The sequence below is a fragment of the Streptomyces solitudinis genome (assembly GCF_036323765.1).
Lineage (GTDB): Bacteria > Actinomycetota > Actinomycetes > Streptomycetales > Streptomycetaceae > Streptomyces.
In genome coordinates, this window is sequence record NZ_JAZDCW010000016.1 from 1 (window position 1) to 16,429 (window position 16,429).

Annotated in this window: 16 protein-coding genes; 12 read left to right on the forward strand and 4 right to left on the reverse strand. The window is 74.3% G+C overall.

Annotation, left to right across the window (positions count from 1 at the left end):
• Positions 1-74 precede the first annotated feature (74 nt).
• The 6 genes from V1J52_RS25495 to V1J52_RS25520 all read left to right on the forward strand — a co-directional run bounded on the left by V1J52_RS25495 (position 75) and on the right by V1J52_RS25520 (position 5,090).
• Positions 75-1,244 carry an acetoin utilization protein AcuC gene (locus V1J52_RS25495; RefSeq protein WP_330142329.1) on the forward strand — a complete coding sequence of 390 codons (1,170 nt, stop codon included), beginning with the start codon at positions 75-77 and terminating at the stop codon, positions 1,242-1,244.
• 79 nt (positions 1,245-1,323) lie between these two features.
• Entirely contained in the window at positions 1,324-2,139 is an 816-nt protein-coding gene (locus V1J52_RS25500; protein WP_330142330.1) for a phosphatase, read from the forward strand.
• A 128-nt stretch (positions 2,140-2,267) separates the two neighbouring features.
• Positions 2,268-2,477: a helix-turn-helix domain-containing protein gene (locus V1J52_RS25505; protein WP_330142331.1), complete on the forward strand. Its 210-nt coding sequence runs from the start codon at positions 2,268-2,270 to the stop codon at positions 2,475-2,477.
• Between the two features lie 121 nt (positions 2,478-2,598).
• On the forward strand, positions 2,599-2,697 hold the full coding sequence (locus V1J52_RS25510) for a 30S ribosomal protein bS22 (RefSeq protein ID WP_003948845.1): 99 nt from the start codon (positions 2,599-2,601) through the stop codon (positions 2,695-2,697).
• 169 nt (positions 2,698-2,866) lie between these two features.
• On the forward strand, positions 2,867-3,901 hold the full coding sequence (locus tag V1J52_RS25515) for an NAD-dependent epimerase/dehydratase family protein (protein WP_330142332.1): 1,035 nt from the start codon (positions 2,867-2,869) through the stop codon (positions 3,899-3,901).
• Positions 3,894-5,090 carry a lysophospholipid acyltransferase family protein gene (locus V1J52_RS25520; RefSeq protein WP_330142333.1) on the forward strand — a complete coding sequence of 399 codons (1,197 nt, stop codon included), beginning with the start codon at positions 3,894-3,896 and terminating at the stop codon, positions 5,088-5,090. Before V1J52_RS25515 ends, V1J52_RS25520 begins: the two co-directional genes overlap by 8 nt.
• A 102-nt stretch (positions 5,091-5,192) precedes the next feature.
• Here V1J52_RS25520 and V1J52_RS25525 read toward each other — a convergent pair whose 3' ends face one another.
• The 3 genes from V1J52_RS25525 to V1J52_RS25535 form a co-directional block, all read right to left on the reverse strand.
• On the reverse strand, positions 5,193-6,407 hold the full coding sequence (locus V1J52_RS25525; RefSeq protein WP_330142334.1) for a DUF5667 domain-containing protein: 1,215 nt from the start codon (positions 6,405-6,407) through the stop codon (positions 5,193-5,195).
• 200 nt (positions 6,408-6,607) lie between these two features.
• A complete protein-coding gene (locus V1J52_RS25530; protein WP_330142335.1) occupies positions 6,608-7,414 on the reverse strand; it encodes an ECF subfamily RNA polymerase sigma factor, BldN family in 807 nt (268 codons plus the stop codon).
• A gap of 446 nt (positions 7,415-7,860) precedes the next feature.
• The gene (locus V1J52_RS25535) at positions 7,861-8,760 is read right to left on the reverse strand and encodes an HAD family hydrolase (protein ID WP_330142336.1); all 900 of its coding nucleotides are present in this window, start codon (positions 8,758-8,760) and stop codon (positions 7,861-7,863) included.
• Positions 8,761-8,840: 80 nt separating this feature from the next.
• Here V1J52_RS25535 and V1J52_RS25540 point away from each other — a divergent pair, with 80 nt between their 5' ends.
• The 6 genes from V1J52_RS25540 to hemB all read left to right on the forward strand — a co-directional run bounded on the left by V1J52_RS25540 (position 8,841) and on the right by hemB (position 15,294).
• Positions 8,841-9,113, forward strand: a complete 273-nt coding sequence (locus V1J52_RS25540) for a glutaredoxin family protein (RefSeq protein WP_330142337.1) — start codon at positions 8,841-8,843, stop codon at positions 9,111-9,113.
• A gap of 231 nt (positions 9,114-9,344) precedes the next feature.
• On the forward strand, positions 9,345-10,235 hold the full coding sequence (locus tag V1J52_RS25545; protein ID WP_330142338.1) for a redox-sensing transcriptional repressor Rex: 891 nt from the start codon (positions 9,345-9,347) through the stop codon (positions 10,233-10,235).
• Entirely contained in the window at positions 10,232-11,566 is a 1,335-nt protein-coding gene (locus V1J52_RS25550; RefSeq protein ID WP_330142339.1) for a glutamyl-tRNA reductase, read from the forward strand. The genes V1J52_RS25545 and V1J52_RS25550 overlap by 4 nt, the downstream gene beginning before the upstream one ends.
• Positions 11,547-12,578, forward strand: coding sequence for a hydroxymethylbilane synthase (hemC, locus tag V1J52_RS25555; RefSeq protein ID WP_330142340.1), 1,032 nt, complete (start codon positions 11,547-11,549; stop codon positions 12,576-12,578). Before V1J52_RS25550 ends, hemC begins: the two co-directional genes overlap by 20 nt.
• Before the next feature lie 89 nt (positions 12,579-12,667).
• Positions 12,668-14,302: a bifunctional uroporphyrinogen-III C-methyltransferase/uroporphyrinogen-III synthase gene (locus V1J52_RS25560; protein ID WP_330142362.1), complete on the forward strand. Its 1,635-nt coding sequence runs from the start codon at positions 12,668-12,670 to the stop codon at positions 14,300-14,302.
• Complete coding sequence (gene hemB / locus V1J52_RS25565; RefSeq protein ID WP_330142341.1) at positions 14,299-15,294, forward strand: porphobilinogen synthase; 996 nt, start codon at positions 14,299-14,301, stop codon at positions 15,292-15,294. The genes V1J52_RS25560 and hemB overlap by 4 nt, the downstream gene beginning before the upstream one ends.
• Positions 15,295-15,321: 27 nt before the next feature.
• On the opposite strand, the gene V1J52_RS25570 is transcribed toward hemB, so the two are convergent.
• On the reverse strand, positions 15,322-16,314 hold the full coding sequence (locus tag V1J52_RS25570; RefSeq protein ID WP_330142342.1) for a carboxylesterase family protein: 993 nt from the start codon (positions 16,312-16,314) through the stop codon (positions 15,322-15,324).
• Between the last annotated feature and the right edge of the window lie 115 nt (positions 16,315-16,429).

Here is a 16,429-nt window from a genome sequence, read left to right on the forward strand (position 1 = left end):
AGCTGTGGCCCGTACCCTTGTGGTACGGGCCACAGCTCTTTTTTGTTGTCCCCGATTATCGGTACGGTGGCCGTATGAGCGGCGGTGCGCGTGTGATGTGGGACGAGGCGGTGACCGGCTACGACTTCGGCGCCGGGCACCCGATGGACCCGGTCCGGCTGGCCCTGACGATGCGGCTGGTGGAGTCCTTCGGGCTGGACCGGCGAGCGGAGGTGGTCGCGGCGAAGGCCGCGGGGGCGTCCTCCCTCGGGCTCGTCCACCACGCCGACTACGTGGCGGCCGTCCGGAGGGTGTCGGCCGATCCGTCGAGCGCCGACGGTTCCTACGGGCTCGGCACCGAGGACGATCCGGCCTTCGCCGGGATGCACGAGGCGTCGGCCCTCATCGCCGGCCAGTCCATGGGGGCCGCCGAGGCGGTGTGGCGCGGTGACGCGCTGCACGCCGTGAACTTCGCGGGCGGCCTGCACCACGCGATGCCCGGCTCGGCGGCCGGGTTCTGCGTCTACAACGACGCCGCTCTCGCCATCGCCCGGTTCCTGGAGCTGGGTGCCGCACGCGTGGCCTACGTGGACGTGGACGTCCACCACGGCGACGGCGTGCAGGCGGTGTTCTGGAACGATCCCCGGGTGCTGACGATCTCCCTGCACGAGCACCCCCGGACCCTGTTCCCCGGCACCGGGTGGGCGGAGGAGACGGGCGGGCCGGACGCCGAGGGCGGCGCGGTGAACGTGGCGCTGCCGCCCGGAACCGGCGACGGCGGCTGGCTGCGGGCGCTGCACGCGTCCGTGCCGGAGCTGCTGGACGCCTTCCAGCCGGACGTCCTGGTCACCCAGCACGGCGCCGACACCCACATCGAGGACCCGCTCGCCCACCTCGCGGTGACGGTCGACGCGCAGCGCGCGGCAGCCTCGGCCCTGCACGACTGGGCGCACGCCTACGCGGACGGCCGCTGGCTGGCGCTCGGCGGTGGCGGCTACGCGGTGGTCGACGTCGTGCCCCGCAGCTGGACGCACCTCGTGGCGATCGCGGCCGGGGCGCCCATCGACCCCGCGTCGGAGGTGCCCGAGGAGTGGCGGCAGCAGGTGTACGCGCGGACGAGGCAGCCGGGACCGCGCCGGATGACGGACGGGCGGGAGCCGGTGTGGCGGGACTGGCAGGAGGGTTACGACCCGGCGGACGCGCTCGACCAGGCCGTGCTCGCCACGCGGCGGGCGGTGTTCCCGGCGCACGGCCTGCTGCCGTGACCGGCGCGGTGCCTCCGTAGGGGTGATGCGGGGGCCGTCCGGCCCCGGGGGGCCGGGCCGGGGCGGGACCATGCCCGGTGTGCTGACCACCAGCGTCCTGCGGACGCACCTCCTCGCGGCCGGGCTGGCGGGCGCGGTCGCCACGACGCGGGAGCGGAGCCTGCGGCGCCACCGGCTGTTCGCCGCCCGCGATCCGCGGGCCCTGCTCGGTCTCGAACCCGAACACCCGTGGTCCGTCCCGCAGTTGCTCGCCCTGATGGCCGGGGCGTGCGGGGCCTGCCCGGACCCGGGGCGGAGGGACGGCCGTGAGACGATCGATCCCGCGCTGACCGTCTCCGCGCTGGACGCGTTCGCGGACCGGCTGGCCCTGGCCGCCGCCCGCCGCGCCCCGGTGCTGTTCGGGACGGGCCACCCCCGGTCGCTGCTGCCCTTCTACGCCGGGCTGGCCGCGGCCCTCGCGGCTGCGGGCTGCCCCGTGCTGACGCCGGGGTACGGCCGGTGTATCGAGGTGACGACGCGTTTCGGCGTACGCCCGTACACCATGTCCTACGTACGGGGGGTCGCACTGGTCCGTGAGGCGGGCGCCGCGTGCGCCCCTGGTGCGCCGGGCGCACACACCCACTCGCCGCTGCCGGTTCGGGTTGCGCTCGCGGCGGCGGCGGGGGCGGGCGGGCCGCTCCCCGCGTTGGTGATCGGGGATCACGGGTGGCTCTGCGGCGCAGGTCAGCTGGGGTTCGACGCCATGGGCCCGGCCGACGCGGACGATCCGGCCGCGTTCGTCGGGCAGGCAGAGGGACGGGTGTCCCTCGCGGTTCCGCTCGATGACGCTCTGCGGCCCGGCGCCTACCGCATGCTCACGCGCTATGTACTCAATCGGGCGTGTCTGTCACAGTAGGAGGCCGATCGCTACTCCTCTTCCCCACTTGCATCACCCGCCCCGAATCTGGGGAGGAACGCGCATGCGAGCAGGAGTCACCGGAGGGGAAGCCGGTGCCCGACGTGTGCGAAAGGTTCAGGTGTGACATGGCTGCTGGCGAGAAGTCTCTGAGCGAGGTCAACTTTCTGACCGTGGCGGAAGTCGCCGCGGTGATGCGGGTCTCCAAGATGACCGTGTACCGCTTGGTGCACAGCGGTCATCTGCCGGCCATTCGCGTGGGCCGGTCCTTCCGCGTCCCCGAGAACGCCGTCCACGAATACCTCCAACAGTCGTATGTGGGGGTGGAAAGCGCCTGACGGACCGCCCTCGCGCACCCTCGGATTACGACCACCACCCGGCGGCGGGTAGGCTGGGCCAACGTAGGTCGTGTGGGCTCGGACGCCCCGCACCGAGTGATTCAAGTGAGCGAGGGTAGTCGTGGGCTCTGTTATCAAGAAGCGGCGCAAGCGGATGGCCAAGAAGAAGCACCGCAAGCTGCTCAAGCGCACGCGTGTGCAGCGTCGCAACAAGAAGTGAGCGAGCGCCGAGCACGCAGGTCCTAGGACCGAACCCTCCGTGGCCCTCCCACCGCATCGCCGGTGGGAGGGCCACGGCGTTCTCCGGCTCCGGCGGCGCGGGTCACGACACGGCAACGCTCACCCGATACGGTGGCGAGGGGTGCGTAGCCCGCGGCGAGGGAGGGCAATTGGGCAGGATCGTTCTCGTCACCGGGGCCGCGCGTCGGCTCGGCGGCCGTTTCGTGCGCCGGGTGCAGCGTGAACCCGACGTCGAGCGGGTCATCGCGGTGGACGCCGTGCCGCCCGCGCACCAGCTCGGCGCGGCGGAGTTCGTGCAGGCCGACATACGTCGCCCGGCCATCGGCAAGGTGATCATCGAGCGGGCGGTCGACACCGTCGTCCACCTGGACGTGAACGGCACGCCGCCCGTCCGCCGCGGCAGCCGCGCCGCGCTCAAGGAGACCAACGTCATCGGCACCATGCAGCTGCTCGGGGCCTGCCAGAAGGCGCAGTCCGTGCGGCGCCTGGTGGTGAGGTCCAGCACGCACGTGTACGGGGGCGCCCCGCGCGATCCGGCCGTCTTCACCGAGACGACCGTGCCGAAGTCGCTGCCCGGTGGCGGGTTCGCCAAGGACACCGTCGAGGTCGAGGGCTACGTGCGGGGGTTCGCCCGGCGGCGGCCGGACATCGCCGTCACCGTCCTGCGCTTCGCCGACGTGCTCGGGCCGCTCGCCGATTCGCCGGTCTCGGAGTACTTCCGGCTGCCCGTGCTGCCCACCGTCCTCGGCTACGACCCGCGGCTCCAGTTCCTGCACGAGGACGACGCGCTGGACGTGCTGGCGCTGGCCGCCGGGGAGCCGCGCCAGGGCGCGTTCACCGCGGGCACGTTCAACGTCGCGGGGGACGGGGTGCTGCTGCTGTCCCAGTGCGCGCGCCGCCTCGGCCGTCCCACACTGCCCCTGCTGCGCCCGGCGCTGCGCCGGGCCGGTGCCGCGCTGCGCGCCGTCGGGGTGACGGAGTTCTCACCGGAGCACGTGCGGCTGCTGACCCACGGCAGGGTGGTGCAGACGGCGCTGATGCGCGACATCCTGGGATTCGCACCCCGGTACACCACGGCCGGGGCCCTGGCCGACTTCGCCCGCGGCCGGGGGCCGGGGCTGCTGCCCCCGGAGACGCTCTCCCGTGCCGTCGACCGCCTCCAGGAGGCCGTACGCCATGGCTGACGCCAAGGTCATCCCTTTCGACGACGACCGCTCGCGCGGCGGCTCCGGCGGCCCGCGTGGCGCGGGCCGGGGCGCCGGGCGCGGCGCGGGCGGCCGGCGGCGTGAGCGCGGCCCGGCGGCGTCCGGGCTGGCGCCGGTGCGGGGGCCGCAGCGGCCCGGCGAGCGTCCTGGGGAGCAGGAGGCGGCCCCCGGAACCCAGGAGACGCCCTCCGCCGGGCCGGAGGGCGCGGACGGCGCGGAGGGCGGTGCCGGGCGGCGGGCGGAGCACCGGGACGGCACGGGCGGCTCGGACGGCAACTCCGGCGGCGGCACGGACGGTGAGGGCGGCCTGCTGGACCGGGTGCTGGGGCCGGGCTGGGACCGGCGCGCGGCCGAGGGGCTGTCCTTCCTCCGCCGCCGGCTGACCGGCGAGTACGCCGTGGACGACTTCGGGTACGACGCCGAGCTGACGGACCAGGTGCTCGCCTCGGTCGTGCGTCCGCTGTTCGAGAAGTACTTCCGCGTCGAGGTGCGGGGCATCGGCAACCTCCCGGACGAGGGTGGCGCGCTGATCGTCGCCAACCACTCGGGGACGCTGCCCTGGGACGGGGTCATGCTCCAGATGGCCGTGCACGACCACCACCCGGCGGACCGGCACCTGCGGCTGCTCGCCGCCGATCTGGTGTTCATGCTGCCGGTGCTCAACGGGCTGGCCCGCAAGGCGGGGCACACGCTGGCCTGCGCCGAGGACGCACAGCGGCTGCTGGAACGCGGCGAGCTGGTGGGGGTCATGCCGGAGGGGTTCAAGGGCATCGGGAAGCCCTTCGCGGACCGGTACAAGCTCCAGAGGTTCGGACGTGGCGGCTTCGTCTCGACGGCGCTGCGGGCGGGGGCGCCGATCGTGCCGTGCTCGATCGTGGGGGCGGAGGAGATCTACCCGATGCTGGGCAACGCGAAGACGCTCGCCCGGCTCCTCGGCTTCCCGTACTTCCCCCTCACTCCGACGTTCCCGTGGCTCGGGCCGCTGGGCGCGGTGCCGCTGCCGACCAAGTGGACGATCCAGTTCGGGGAGCCGATCCCGACGGACGGGTACGCGCCGGAGGCGGCGGACGATCCGATGCTGATGTTCAACCTGACCGATCAGGTGCGGGAGACGATCCAGCACACGCTGTACAAGCTGCTCGTCCAGCGTCGCTCGGTGTTCTTCTAGGCCCGGCGCGCCCGCGCCCCGCTGCTCCCGGGAGCAGCGGGGCCGTCGGCGCGTCACCGCGGGCCGTGCGGTGACGCGCTGTGCGGTGACGCGCCGTGGGGCTCAGCGGTCCCCGCCGACGTCCAGGCCGAGGCCCGGGAGGCCGCCGGGGAGCAGCGGCGGGATGGTGATGTCGGGAGCGCGCGGAGGGGCGGTGGTGCCGGGACTGTCGTCGTCCCGCGCGGGCGGTTTCAGCAGCCCCGGGTTGCCGATGAGGCCGCCCTCGGGCTCATCGCTGCGTCCCTGCCCGGACTCCGACGGGCTCGGTTCGCGTTCGGTCTCGGACGGTCCGGTGTTCTCGGCGGGCCGGTCACCGGAGGCGGAGGCGGGGGCGGAGGGGGCGCTGCCGGGCTTCTGCCCGGTGCCGCCGCTGCCGTCCCCGCCGGGGGAGCGGTGGTCCGGCGCGCCCTTGTCGTCCTCGTCCTCGGACACCAGCCGTGCCAGCGGCTCGACGTCCTGCTTTATGGCGTCGAAGACGGACGTCACCTCCTGCCCGACGTCCGCGAGCTGGACGGGCAGCCGGTTGCGTAGCTGCGACCAGGTGGTCCGATGGGAGTCGGCGAAGGCCGACAGGGAGCGGATGGGCGCGAGCTGCCCGTCCCGCTCGTAGACCAGGCTCAGCAGCCGGTGGCCCTCGGCGGCGTTGACGCGCATGGCGGTGAGCGCCTTGCGGACCTCGGTCAGCGATTCGTGGTCCAGCGCCCCGGCGCGGTCCCGTTCCATGAGGCGGCGGACCTCGTTGAGCCGGACCGAGGCGTGGTCGAGGTGGACCAGGCCGCGTTCCGACTCGTCGTCGGCCATGCCCAGCTTCAGGTCCTCCATGCCGCGCTTGAGGCCGTAGAGGGTGTCGCCCGGGAGCGCGTCCGTGCTCGCGGCGGCGACGCCGCTGAAGGCGCCGGCCGCGACACCGACCGTGAGGCCCCCGGCCGCCAGCCCCTTGCTCAGCCGGGAGCGCGGGCGGAGCCGCCCGAGCGGTGCGGCGCGGTGGGCCCCCTTGCGGGAGTGGCCGCGCTGCTCGGGGACCGGGGTGCCGCCGACCGCGAACTGGTTCTCCATGGCGGCGATGAGCTGCGCCCGCTGGACGGCTTTCACCTCCGGGTCCAGCTCGGGGGCGGGCAGCCCGCCCAGACCTTCGGCCAGCGCCAGCATGACCCCCTGCTCGGGGTCCTCCCCGGGCGGGGCGGTGCCGGTGGCGTCGTCCGCTCCGGGCGTGGCGCGCTCGTCGAGGGCCTGGGCGAAGGCGTTGGCCCGCCGGTTCGTCGATACGGAGCCGATCACGGGCGGCACCTCCTTACGTCAGCACGGTGGACTCCCGGGACCGTACGGACGGTTGCGCGGCCCGCTCCGCTACACCCGTTCGAGTGACCCGGGGGCGGCGGTGCGGAGCCGCGGGGAGCCTGCACACCTCCCAACGAGCGGCGGCGCACCCGGGTTACGCACGGGAGGTGATGTGACGCAGGACTCATCGCGGGGTCCGCTCAGCGGACGTCTTCGGGGAGCAGCCGGGCGAGGGTGCGCACGGCGCGGTACTGGAGCGTCTTGATCGCGCCCTCGTTCTTGCCCATGATCCGGGCCGTCTCCGCCACCGAGAGGCCCTGGAGGAAGCGCAGCGTCACGCACTCCTGCTGCTGCGGGTTGAGCCGCCGGACGGCGTCCAGGAGGGCGTCGTTGGACAGGGACTCCAGGACGGAGTCCTCCGGGCTGCGCTCGACCTCGTTCGCGTCGAGCATCTCCCCGGTGGTGACCTCCAGCCGGAAGCGGCTGGACTTGAAGTGGTCGGCCACCAGGTTGCGGGCGATCGTCACCAGCCAGGCGCCGAAGTCACGGCCCTGCCAGGTGAAGGTGCCGATGCGGCGCAGGGCGCGCAGGAAGGTCTCACTCGTGAGGTCCTCGGCCGTGGCGCGGCCGCCGACGCGGTAGTAGATGTAGCGGTAGACGGTGTCCGCGTACTGGTCGTAGAGCAGGCCGAAGGCGTCGGCCTCGCCGTCCTGCGCGCGTTCGACCAGGTCCATCATGCGGCGGCTGTCGGTGTCCGCCGCCGGGCGGCGGGCGGTGGAGGTGCCGGCGGCGCCCGTCCGGCTGCGTCTGCCCAGCGCCGTGGCGGGCGCGGCCCCGGTGGCACCGTCGGCCAGGGCGTAGGCGGGGCGGGCGGGGACGGCTCCGGCGAAGGCCGGGACGGCGTGGGCGGTGGCGGTGGGGACAGGGACGAGTGCGCGCAACTGGTCGGCGACCGTCGCGCGCAGCCTGGCCAGGCCCGAGGCGTCAACCCCGACGTGTGGGTACACGGGACTCCCAGAGGCAGAGCTTCCATCACGTGCAGTGCGGAACCGAGCGTCCGGTGGACGGACGTGCGGATCCCGGATTGCGTCTGAGGAGAATAACCCTTCGTGCTGACCGCGCTACGCCTAGTTGTCGAAAACATCGCTTTGGTTCAGTCTCTTGCTGATTTTCAGTCGATCACTTTTCGAACATTGATCGTCTGGTGACTGATTGGCCATAACGTGCGGTCAATTTCGGGCCGAGTTCGGCGGAGCGGGCACCGTGTGGACTACCCTCCGCCCGCCCCGGGTAGGAACGCCGGATGCGGCCTCGGCGGCGCGGCGGTATGTGCGGAACGCCGGTGGGAGCGTTTGCGGGCGGCCCCGCTGCGGCCCCGCTGCGCCCCCTCAGCAGCCCCGCTGTGGCCTCTCAGCGGCCTCCCGGTGACCCGTGCGGACCGGGGCCCCGGGCCTCAGCGGCGGCGGCGCTGGAGGGCGGCGGCCGCCGCCGCGCCCCCGGCCACGGCCCCCACCCCGGCGGCGGCCGGGATGCCCACCTTGGCGGCCTTGCGCCCGGTGCGGTAGTCGCGCAGCCGCCACCCGTGGGTCCTGGCGTGCTCGCGCAGCCGGCGGTCGGGGTTGATCGCGTACGGGTGGCCGACGAGCGAGAGCATCGGGATGTCGTTGGCCGAGTCGCTGTAAGCGGCGCACCGCTCCAGGTCCAGTTCCTCGGCGGTGGCCAGGGCGCGCACCGCCTCCGCCTTCGCCGGGCCGTGCAGCGGCTCCCCGACCAGCCGTCCGGTGTAGACGCCGCCGACCGACTCGGCGACGGTGCCGAGGGCGCCCGTCAGACCGAGGCGCTGCGCGATGATCGTGGCCGTCTCCACCGGCGCGGCGGTGACCAGCCACACCTTCTGGCCCGCGTCCAGGTGGGCCTGCGCGAGGGCGCGGGTGCCCGGCCAGATGCGCCCGGCCATGTACTCGTCGTAGATCTCCTCGCCGATGGCCATCAGCTCGTCCACCCGGTGCCCCTCGACGATGGACAGGGCGCTGCTGCGCACGTCGGCCATGTGCTCGGGGTTCTCGGCCCCGGCGACGCGGAAGTACGTCTGCTGCCAGGCGAAGCGGGCCAGTTCCCGGGTGTCGAAGAACCGCCGCTTGTAGAGGCCGCGCCCGAAGTGGAACAGGGCGGCGCCCTGCATCACGGTGTTGTCCAGGTCGAAGAAGGCCGCCGCCCGGGTGTCGCCGAGGACGGGGAACTCCGGTTCGGGCCGTTCGGTCTTGCGGGCCGCCTCCGCCGACGCCTCGCCGGCGAGCACGCTCTGTGGCGTCGCGGAGCGCTTCCGTGGGGTCAGCCATGCCAGTGCGCCCATGCCGCGAGCATAGCCAGCCCGGCGGATTCCTCCGGTTACACGGGGATGGCGGAGCCGCGTCGGGCGGGACAATGGTCCGTATGGAGACCCGGTGGGAGGACCAGCAGGAGCGGCACGTACCGACCGTGACGCTCATCGGCAAGCCCGGCTGCCACCTGTGCGACGACGCCCGTGCGGTCGTCGAGCAGGTGTGCGCCCAGGTGGGTGCGGTGTGGGAGGAGCGGGACATCACCCGCGACGCCGAGCTGCACCGCAGGTACTGGGAGCAGATCCCGGTCGTCCTGGTCGACGGCGCGCAGCACGACTTCTGGCGGGTCGATCCGGTGAGGTTGCGCACGGCACTGGGCGGGTGAGCGCGGCTGGTTTACGATCGGGGGCCGTTTCGCCGCCGGGGGGCGCGTATGCGTGAGGAGAGTGACCCGGTGTCCTCAGTGGTGCGTGTGGCGCCGGTCACTTCGCCCGGACAAAACGGACACCATCTTTGTGCACGCTTTCACAAAGGCATAGCCTGTGGGGGACGGAGCGGCACCGGGGCGCCCGGCCCAGTGGGCCGCTCACCGCTTCGCGCAACCGGCAGGAGCACCGTGGCAACTGGCCGAAACCACCGACCGGCGACCCGCAGCCGAGGGATTCCCGAGGCTACCGTCGCCCGACTTCCGCTGTACCTGCGGGCACTCACCGCGCTCTCCGAGCGCTCGGTGCCCACGGTCTCCTCGGAGGAACTGGCCACCGCGGCCGGGGTGAACTCGGCCAAGCTCCGCAAGGACTTCTCCTACCTGGGCTCCTACGGCACCCGCGGTGTGGGCTACGACGTGGAGTACCTCGTCTACCAGATCTCCCGCGAGCTGGGCCTGACCCAGGACTGGCCCGTGGTCATCGTCGGCATCGGCAACCTCGGCGCCGCGCTCGCCAACTACGGCGGGTTCGCCTCGCGCGGCTTCCGGGTGGCCTCGCTCATCGACGCGGACGCCGCGATGACCGGCAAGCTCGTCGCGGGCATCGAGGTGCAGCACAGCGACGAGCTGGAGCGCATCATCGACGACAACGGCGTCTCCATCGGCGTCATCGCCACCCCCGCGGGCGCCGCCCAGCAGGTGTGCGACCGGCTGGTGGCCGCCGGGGTGACGTCCATCCTCAACTTCGCCCCCACCGTGCTGTCCGTGCCCGACGGCGTGGACGTGCGGAAGGTCGACCTGTCGATAGAGCTCCAGATCCTCGCCTTCCACGAGCAGCGCAAGGCCGGGGAACTGGACGGCGCGGACGGGGTCGAACCCGGCCAGGACACCGCGCCCCCGGCCGCGCCGCCCGCCGTCTCGGTGACGCGGCGCGCCGCCACCGGCCGCGGTGACGCAGCCCCGGCCGCAGGCGCGGAGCCGGACGGCCGCGGCGGCGCCGCCCGGGGCGAGCGCCCCGCCGGTGCGGGCGGCTCCGAGACGGGAGGCGACGGCGACGTGCCCGCCGTGATGCCCGCATGAGCCTCCTCGTCGTCGGCCTGAGCCACCGCAGCGCCCCCGTCAGCGTCCTGGAGCGCGCCGCGCTCGCGCCCGCCGAGCGCGGGCCGCTGCTCACGGACGTCGTGGGCACCGAACCCGCCACCGAGGCGGCGGCGCTGTCCACCTGCAACCGCATCGAGCTGTACGCGGACGTGGACAAGTTCCACGCCGGCGTCGCCGAGCTGTCCATGCTCCTGGCCCACCACAGCGGGGTGGCGCTGGAGGAGCTGACGCCCTACCTGTACGTCCACTACGAGGACCGCGCCGTCCACCACCTGTTCTCGGTGGCCTGCGGCCTGGACTCGATGGTCGTGGGCGAGGGGCAGATCCTCGGCCAGATCAAGGACGCCCTCGCCGTCGCCCAGGAGCAGCACAGCGCCGGGCGGCTGCTGAACGACCTGTTCCAGCAGGCGCTGCGGGTCGGCAAGCGCGCGCACAGCGAGACGGGCATCGACCGGGCCGGGCAGTCGCTCGTCACCTTCGGTCTCGAACAGCTCGCCGCCGCCGAGGACGCGGGGCTGGACGTCGAGCGCTGGGCCAAGGACAAGCGGGCGCTGGTCATCGGCGCGGGCTCCATGTCCGCGCTGGCCGCCACCACGCTGGCGCGCGCCGGTGTCACCGAACTGGTGATCGCCAACAGGACCCTGGAGCGTGCGGGACGGCTCGCCGGGTCGCTGGGCGGCCGGGCGGTGCCCATGGCGGAGGTCCCCGCCCGGCTCGCCGAGGCGGACGTCGTCGTCTCCTGCACCGGCGCGACCGGCCTCGTGCTCTCCGGCGCCGTCGTCGCGGGCGCCGTCGCCGGCCGGGACCGCCCGCTGGCCCTGCTGGACCTGGCCATGCCGCGTGACGTGGACGCCGCCGTGCACCGCGTGGAGCGGGCGCACCTGGTGGACATCGAGTCGCTGGCCGAGGCCGCCGCCGACGCCCCCATGGCCGCCGACGTGGACGCCGTGCGCGGCATCGTCGCCGCCGAGGTGGCCGCGTTCGGCGCCGCCCAGCGGGCCGCGACGATCACCCCCACGGTGGTCGCCCTGCGGACCATGGCCTCCGACGTCGTCGCCGGGGAGATGGCCCGCCTGGAGGGGCGGCTCCCCCAGCTCGACGAGCGGGAACGCGCGGAGATCACCCAGACCGTGCGCCGCGTCGTCGACAAGCTGCTGCACGCGCCGACCGTGCGCGTCAAACAGCTCGCCGGTGAACCCGGCGGCGCGGGCTACGCGGACGCCCTGCGCGAACTCTTCGACCTCGACCCCCAGACGGTCGCCGCTGTCAGCAAGCCGAACAGGAGCGGCCATGAGCCACGCCCCCACTGACGACGCCCCCCGGAAGACCGGCCCCCCGCTGCGGCTGGGCACCCGCCGCAGCAAACTCGCCATGGCCCAGTCCGGGCTGGTGGCCCGGGAGGTCAGCCGGGTCACCGGACGGCCCGTCGAGCTGGTGGAGATCACCACGTTCGGCGACGTCTCCAAGGAGCACCTCGCGCAGATCGGCGGCACCGGCGTGTTCGTCTCCGCGCTGCGGGACGCCCTCCTCGCCGGGGAGGTCGACTTCGCGGTGCACTCCCTGAAGGACCTGCCCACCGCCCAGCCCGCCGAGCTGACGCTGGCGGCCGTGCCGCGCCGCGTGGACCCGCGCGACGCGCTCATCGCCCGCGACGGGCTCACCTTCGACCAGCTCACCGCCGGGGCGGACGCCGGGACGGGTAACGCCCCGGTGCGCATCGGCACCGGTTCGCCGCGCCGCATGGCGCAGCTCAACGCCTGGGCCCGGTCGCTGGGCCGCCGTGTCGAGACGGTGCCCATCCGGGGCAACGTCGACACCCGGATCGGTTTCGTCCGCTCCGGCGAGCTCGACGCCGTCGTGCTCGCCGCCGCCGGGCTGACCCGCGTCGGGCGCCTCGCCGAGGCCGGCGAGCTGCTGGACCCGGAAGCCGTCCTGCCCGCGCCCGGGCAGGGGGCGCTGGCCGTGGAGTGCGCGACTGCTAACGCGCACCTCGCCGAACAGCTCGCCGCGCTCGACGACCCGCACACGCGGGCCGCCGTGACCGCCGAGCGAACCCTGCTCGCCGCCTTGGAGGCCGGTTGCAGCGCACCCGTGGGGGCGCTCGCCGACCTGCTTGCCGACGGGCAGGGCGTCACCGAAATGCGCCTGCGCGGCGTCGTCGGCACGACCGACGGCTCCACGCTGGTGCAGCTGTCCGCCACCGGTCCCGTACCGGCATCCGCCGACGAGCTGCTGGAGCAGGCCGCGCGCCTGGGCCGGGAACTCGCGGACGCGATGCTCGCCAAGGGCGCGGCCGGTCTGATGGGGGAGCGAGCACATTGAGCCCCACCACCGCCCACACCGCACACAACGGTCAGACCCCCGCGCCGCAGGCCGTGCCGGGCCTGCCGGGCACGGCAGCCACGGCGGCCGTGCCCTCGGCGGCACGGCACCTGTACGGCGCTGACGGACACGTCACCTTCCTCGGTGCCGGGCCCGGAGACCCGGGACTGCTGACCCTCCGCGCCGTCGAGGCCCTGGCGCAGGCCGACGTCCTCGTCGCCGACCCGCAGGTCCACGACGTCGTCCGGCCGCACGCCCGAGCAGGCGTGGACACTCCGTTGCAGGCCGTGGCCGACGAGACTTCGGCCACACCTGCCGGTGCAGCAGATCTTGTCATGGCGGCCGCGCGCTCCGGCAAGCGGGTGGTCCGTGCGGTGCACGGCGACCCGGGCCTGGACGCGGACGCCGCCGCCGAGATGCTCGGCTGCGCCACCGAGGGCATCACCTTCGAGGTCGTGCCCGGCGTCGCCACCGCCGTCGGCGTCCCCGCCTACGCGGGGGTGCCGCTGCGGGACGCCCACGGCGCGGACGTCCGCTTCATCGACGCCCGCACCGCCGGCGCCCGCTGCTGGACGGAGGCGGGCGCCTCCGACGCCACCGTCGTGCTCACCGCGACGCTGGAGACGGTGACGGCCACGGCCGCCGAGCTGGTCGCCGCCGGGCGCAAGCCCGACACCCCGCTCACCGTCACCATCGCGGGCACCACCACCCGGCAGCGCACCTGGAGCGCGACGCTCGGCACGCTCGCGCAGACGCTCAAGCAGGCCAAGGTGCTGCCCGCGGCGGACGGCGCGCAGACGGTGATAGCCGTCGTCGGGGAACGCAGCGCGCCGTCCCAGCGGGACCAGCTCGCCTGGTTCGAGTCGAAGCCGCTGTTCGGCTGGAACGTGCTCGTCCCGCGCACCAAGGAGCAAGCCGCCTCCCTGTCGGACCAGCTCCGCTCCTACGGCGCGGTGCCCGCCGAGGTGCCGACCATCGCCGTCGAGCCGCCGCGCACCCCGCAGCAGATGGAGCGCGCGGTCAAGGGCCTGGTGACCGGGCGGTACGAGTGGATCGCCTTCACCTCCGTCAACGCGGTCAAGGCGGTGCGGGAGAAGTTCGAGGAGTACGGGCTCGACGCCCGTGCCTTCGCGGGCATCAAGGTCGCGGCCGTGGGCGAGCAGACCGCGCGCTCGCTGATCGAGTTCGGCGTGAAGCCGGACCTCGTGCCCTCCGGGGAGCAGTCCGCCGCCGGGCTGCTGGAGGACTGGCCGCCCTACGACCCGGTGTTCGACCCGATCGACCGCGTCTTCCTGCCGCGCGCCGACATCGCCACCGAGACGCTGGTGGCGGGCCTCATCGAGCTGGGCTGGGAGGTGGACGACGTCACGGCCTACCGGACGGTGCGCGCGTCGCCGCCGCCCGCCGAGACCCGCGAGATGATCAAGGGCGGCGGCTTCGACGCGGTGCTCTTCACCTCCTCGAGCACGGTGCGCAACCTCGTGGGCATCGCGGGCAAGCCGCACAATGTGACGGTCATCGCCTGCATCGGCCCGGCCACCGCGAAGACGGCCGAGGAGCACGGGCTGCGCGTGGACGTGCTCTCGCCCGAGCCGTCCGTGCACCGGCTCGCCGAGGCCCTCGCGGAGTTCGGTGCCAAGCGGCGCCGCGCGGCCGTCGAGGCGGGCGAGCCCGTCAAGCGGCCGAGCGAGAAGCGGCCGACGAGGAGGAGAGCACGTTCGTGAGCAGCACCTACGGCGGTTTCCCGGCGGCGCGGCCCCGGCGGCTGCGCACCACCGCGGCGATGCGGCGGATGGTGGCCGAGCACCGGCCGCGCCCGTCCGGCCTGATCCTCCCGGCGTTCGTCCGGGAGGGCATCACCGAGCCGGTGCCGGTCTCGTCCATGCCCGGGGTCGTGCAGCACACCCGTGACACCCTGCGGAAGGCCGCCGCGGAGGCGGCCGAGGCGGGCGTCGGGGGGATCATGCTGTTCGGCGTGCCCGAGCACAAGGACGCCGTCGGCTCGCAGGGCACCGACCCGGAGGGCATCCTCCAGGTCGCCCTGCGGGACGTGCGCGCGGAGGTCGGCGACGAGCTGGTCGTCATGTCCGACCTGTGCCTGGACGAGTACACCGACCACGGCCACTGCGGCGTGCTGGACGCCCGGGGCCGGGTGGACAACGACGCCACGCTGGAGCGCTACGCCGAGATGGCCCGCGTGCAGGCGGACGCGGGGGCGCACGTGCTGGGGCCCAGCGGCATGATGGACGGCCAGGTCGGGCACGTGCGGCGGGCGCTGGACGAGGCCGGGCACCAGGACGTGTCGCTGTTCGCGTACACCGCGAAGTACGCCTCCGCGTTCTACGGCCCGTTCCGGGAGGCGGTCGGCTCCTCGCTGAAGGGCGACCGCAACACCTACCAGCAGGACCCGGCGAACTTCCGGGAGTCGCTGCGGGAGCTGGCGCTGGACCTGGCCGAGGGCGCGGACATGGTGATGGTCAAGCCCGGCCTGCCGTACCTGGACGTCCTGCGCGAGTTCACCCGGGAGGTGGACGTGCCGGTGGGCGTCTACCAGATCTCCGGGGAGTACGCGATGGTCGAGGCGGCGGCGGAGAAGGGCTGGATCGAGCGGGAGCGGGCGGTGCTGGAGACGCTCACCAGCTTCACGCGGGCCGGTGCGAGCCTGATCCTGACGTACTGGGCCACCCAGGCCGCGGGCTGGCTCCGCCGGGGGTGACGGCCGTCCCGGCGCGTCACCGGCGTCTCAGGCGCCGGACGGGCCCGGGGCCGTGGCGCCCGGCGCGCGGTGGACGGGCTGGGCGCGCAGGACCTGCACGGGGTGCAGGGTGACGCGCCGACGGGCCTCGTCGGGGTGCAGCGGGAGCTGCCGGGTGCCGTAGACCGGCCCGTAGGCCGCGCCGTCCGCCGCGCGCAGCAGTTCCTGCGCCGTTAAGCGGCGCAGGCAGGCCGCCGCCCCCTCGCCGTCGCACCCCAGGCGCCGGGCCAGTTCCTCGCCGTCCCGCAGGGCGGCGGCCCGGGTGCGGGGCTCCGCCCGGCCGCAGCCGTCGCCGGTGAGGAGGGCCCGGTCGAACAGGTAGTCCGCGTCCGGGGAGACGAGCTGCGCGCACACCGAAGCCGTCGCCGCGCCGCCGCCGACGAGGGTGATGTCGCCCGGATCGCCGCCGAACGCGGTCGCGTTGCGCTTGATCCAGCGCAGGGCGGCCTGCTGGTCCTGGAGTCCGTGGTTCCCGGAGTCCGCGAGCCGCGGGTGGGCGAGGAAGCCGAGGACGCCGGTGCGGTGGCTGACCGTGACGACGACGGCCTCCTCCGCGTCGCCGGCCCCCGGCGGGGCGCCCGGCAGGCGGACGACGACGGGCAGGCCCGCGCCCACCGAGACGTGCGGCGGCGTGGCGACCGTGACGTGCAGGCAGTCCTCGTCCGCTCCCCGCACGCCCGCCCCGGGGCAGGGCGGTCCCGGGCGGGTGGCGTCCCTGGTGCCGCGCCACTCCGCGGCGGGGCCCGGCGGCTCCCACCGCAGCGGGCCGGTGGGAGCCGCCGCGTAGGGGATGCCGCGGAAGACGCGGGCCTCGGCCGTCACCGTGCCGCGTACCGCGCCCTGGTCCGTGCGCACGACCGACGGGTCGGGGTCACCCGACGCGCTGCCCGCCGTGACGAGGGTGCCGCCGGCGAGGAGCACCGAGATCACTCCGAACGCCGCGTGCTGCCGTGTTCTGCCGTGCTTCGTCATCGTCAGCATGACTGTGACGGTACGGATTCGGCGGCCGGTCGAGGAGCCGTCCAGCCCCCGTGACGCGGGTGGTGCCAGCCCCACCAGCCCCTTTCCCTCCCCCCGGTGGGCCCGTGGTGAGCGG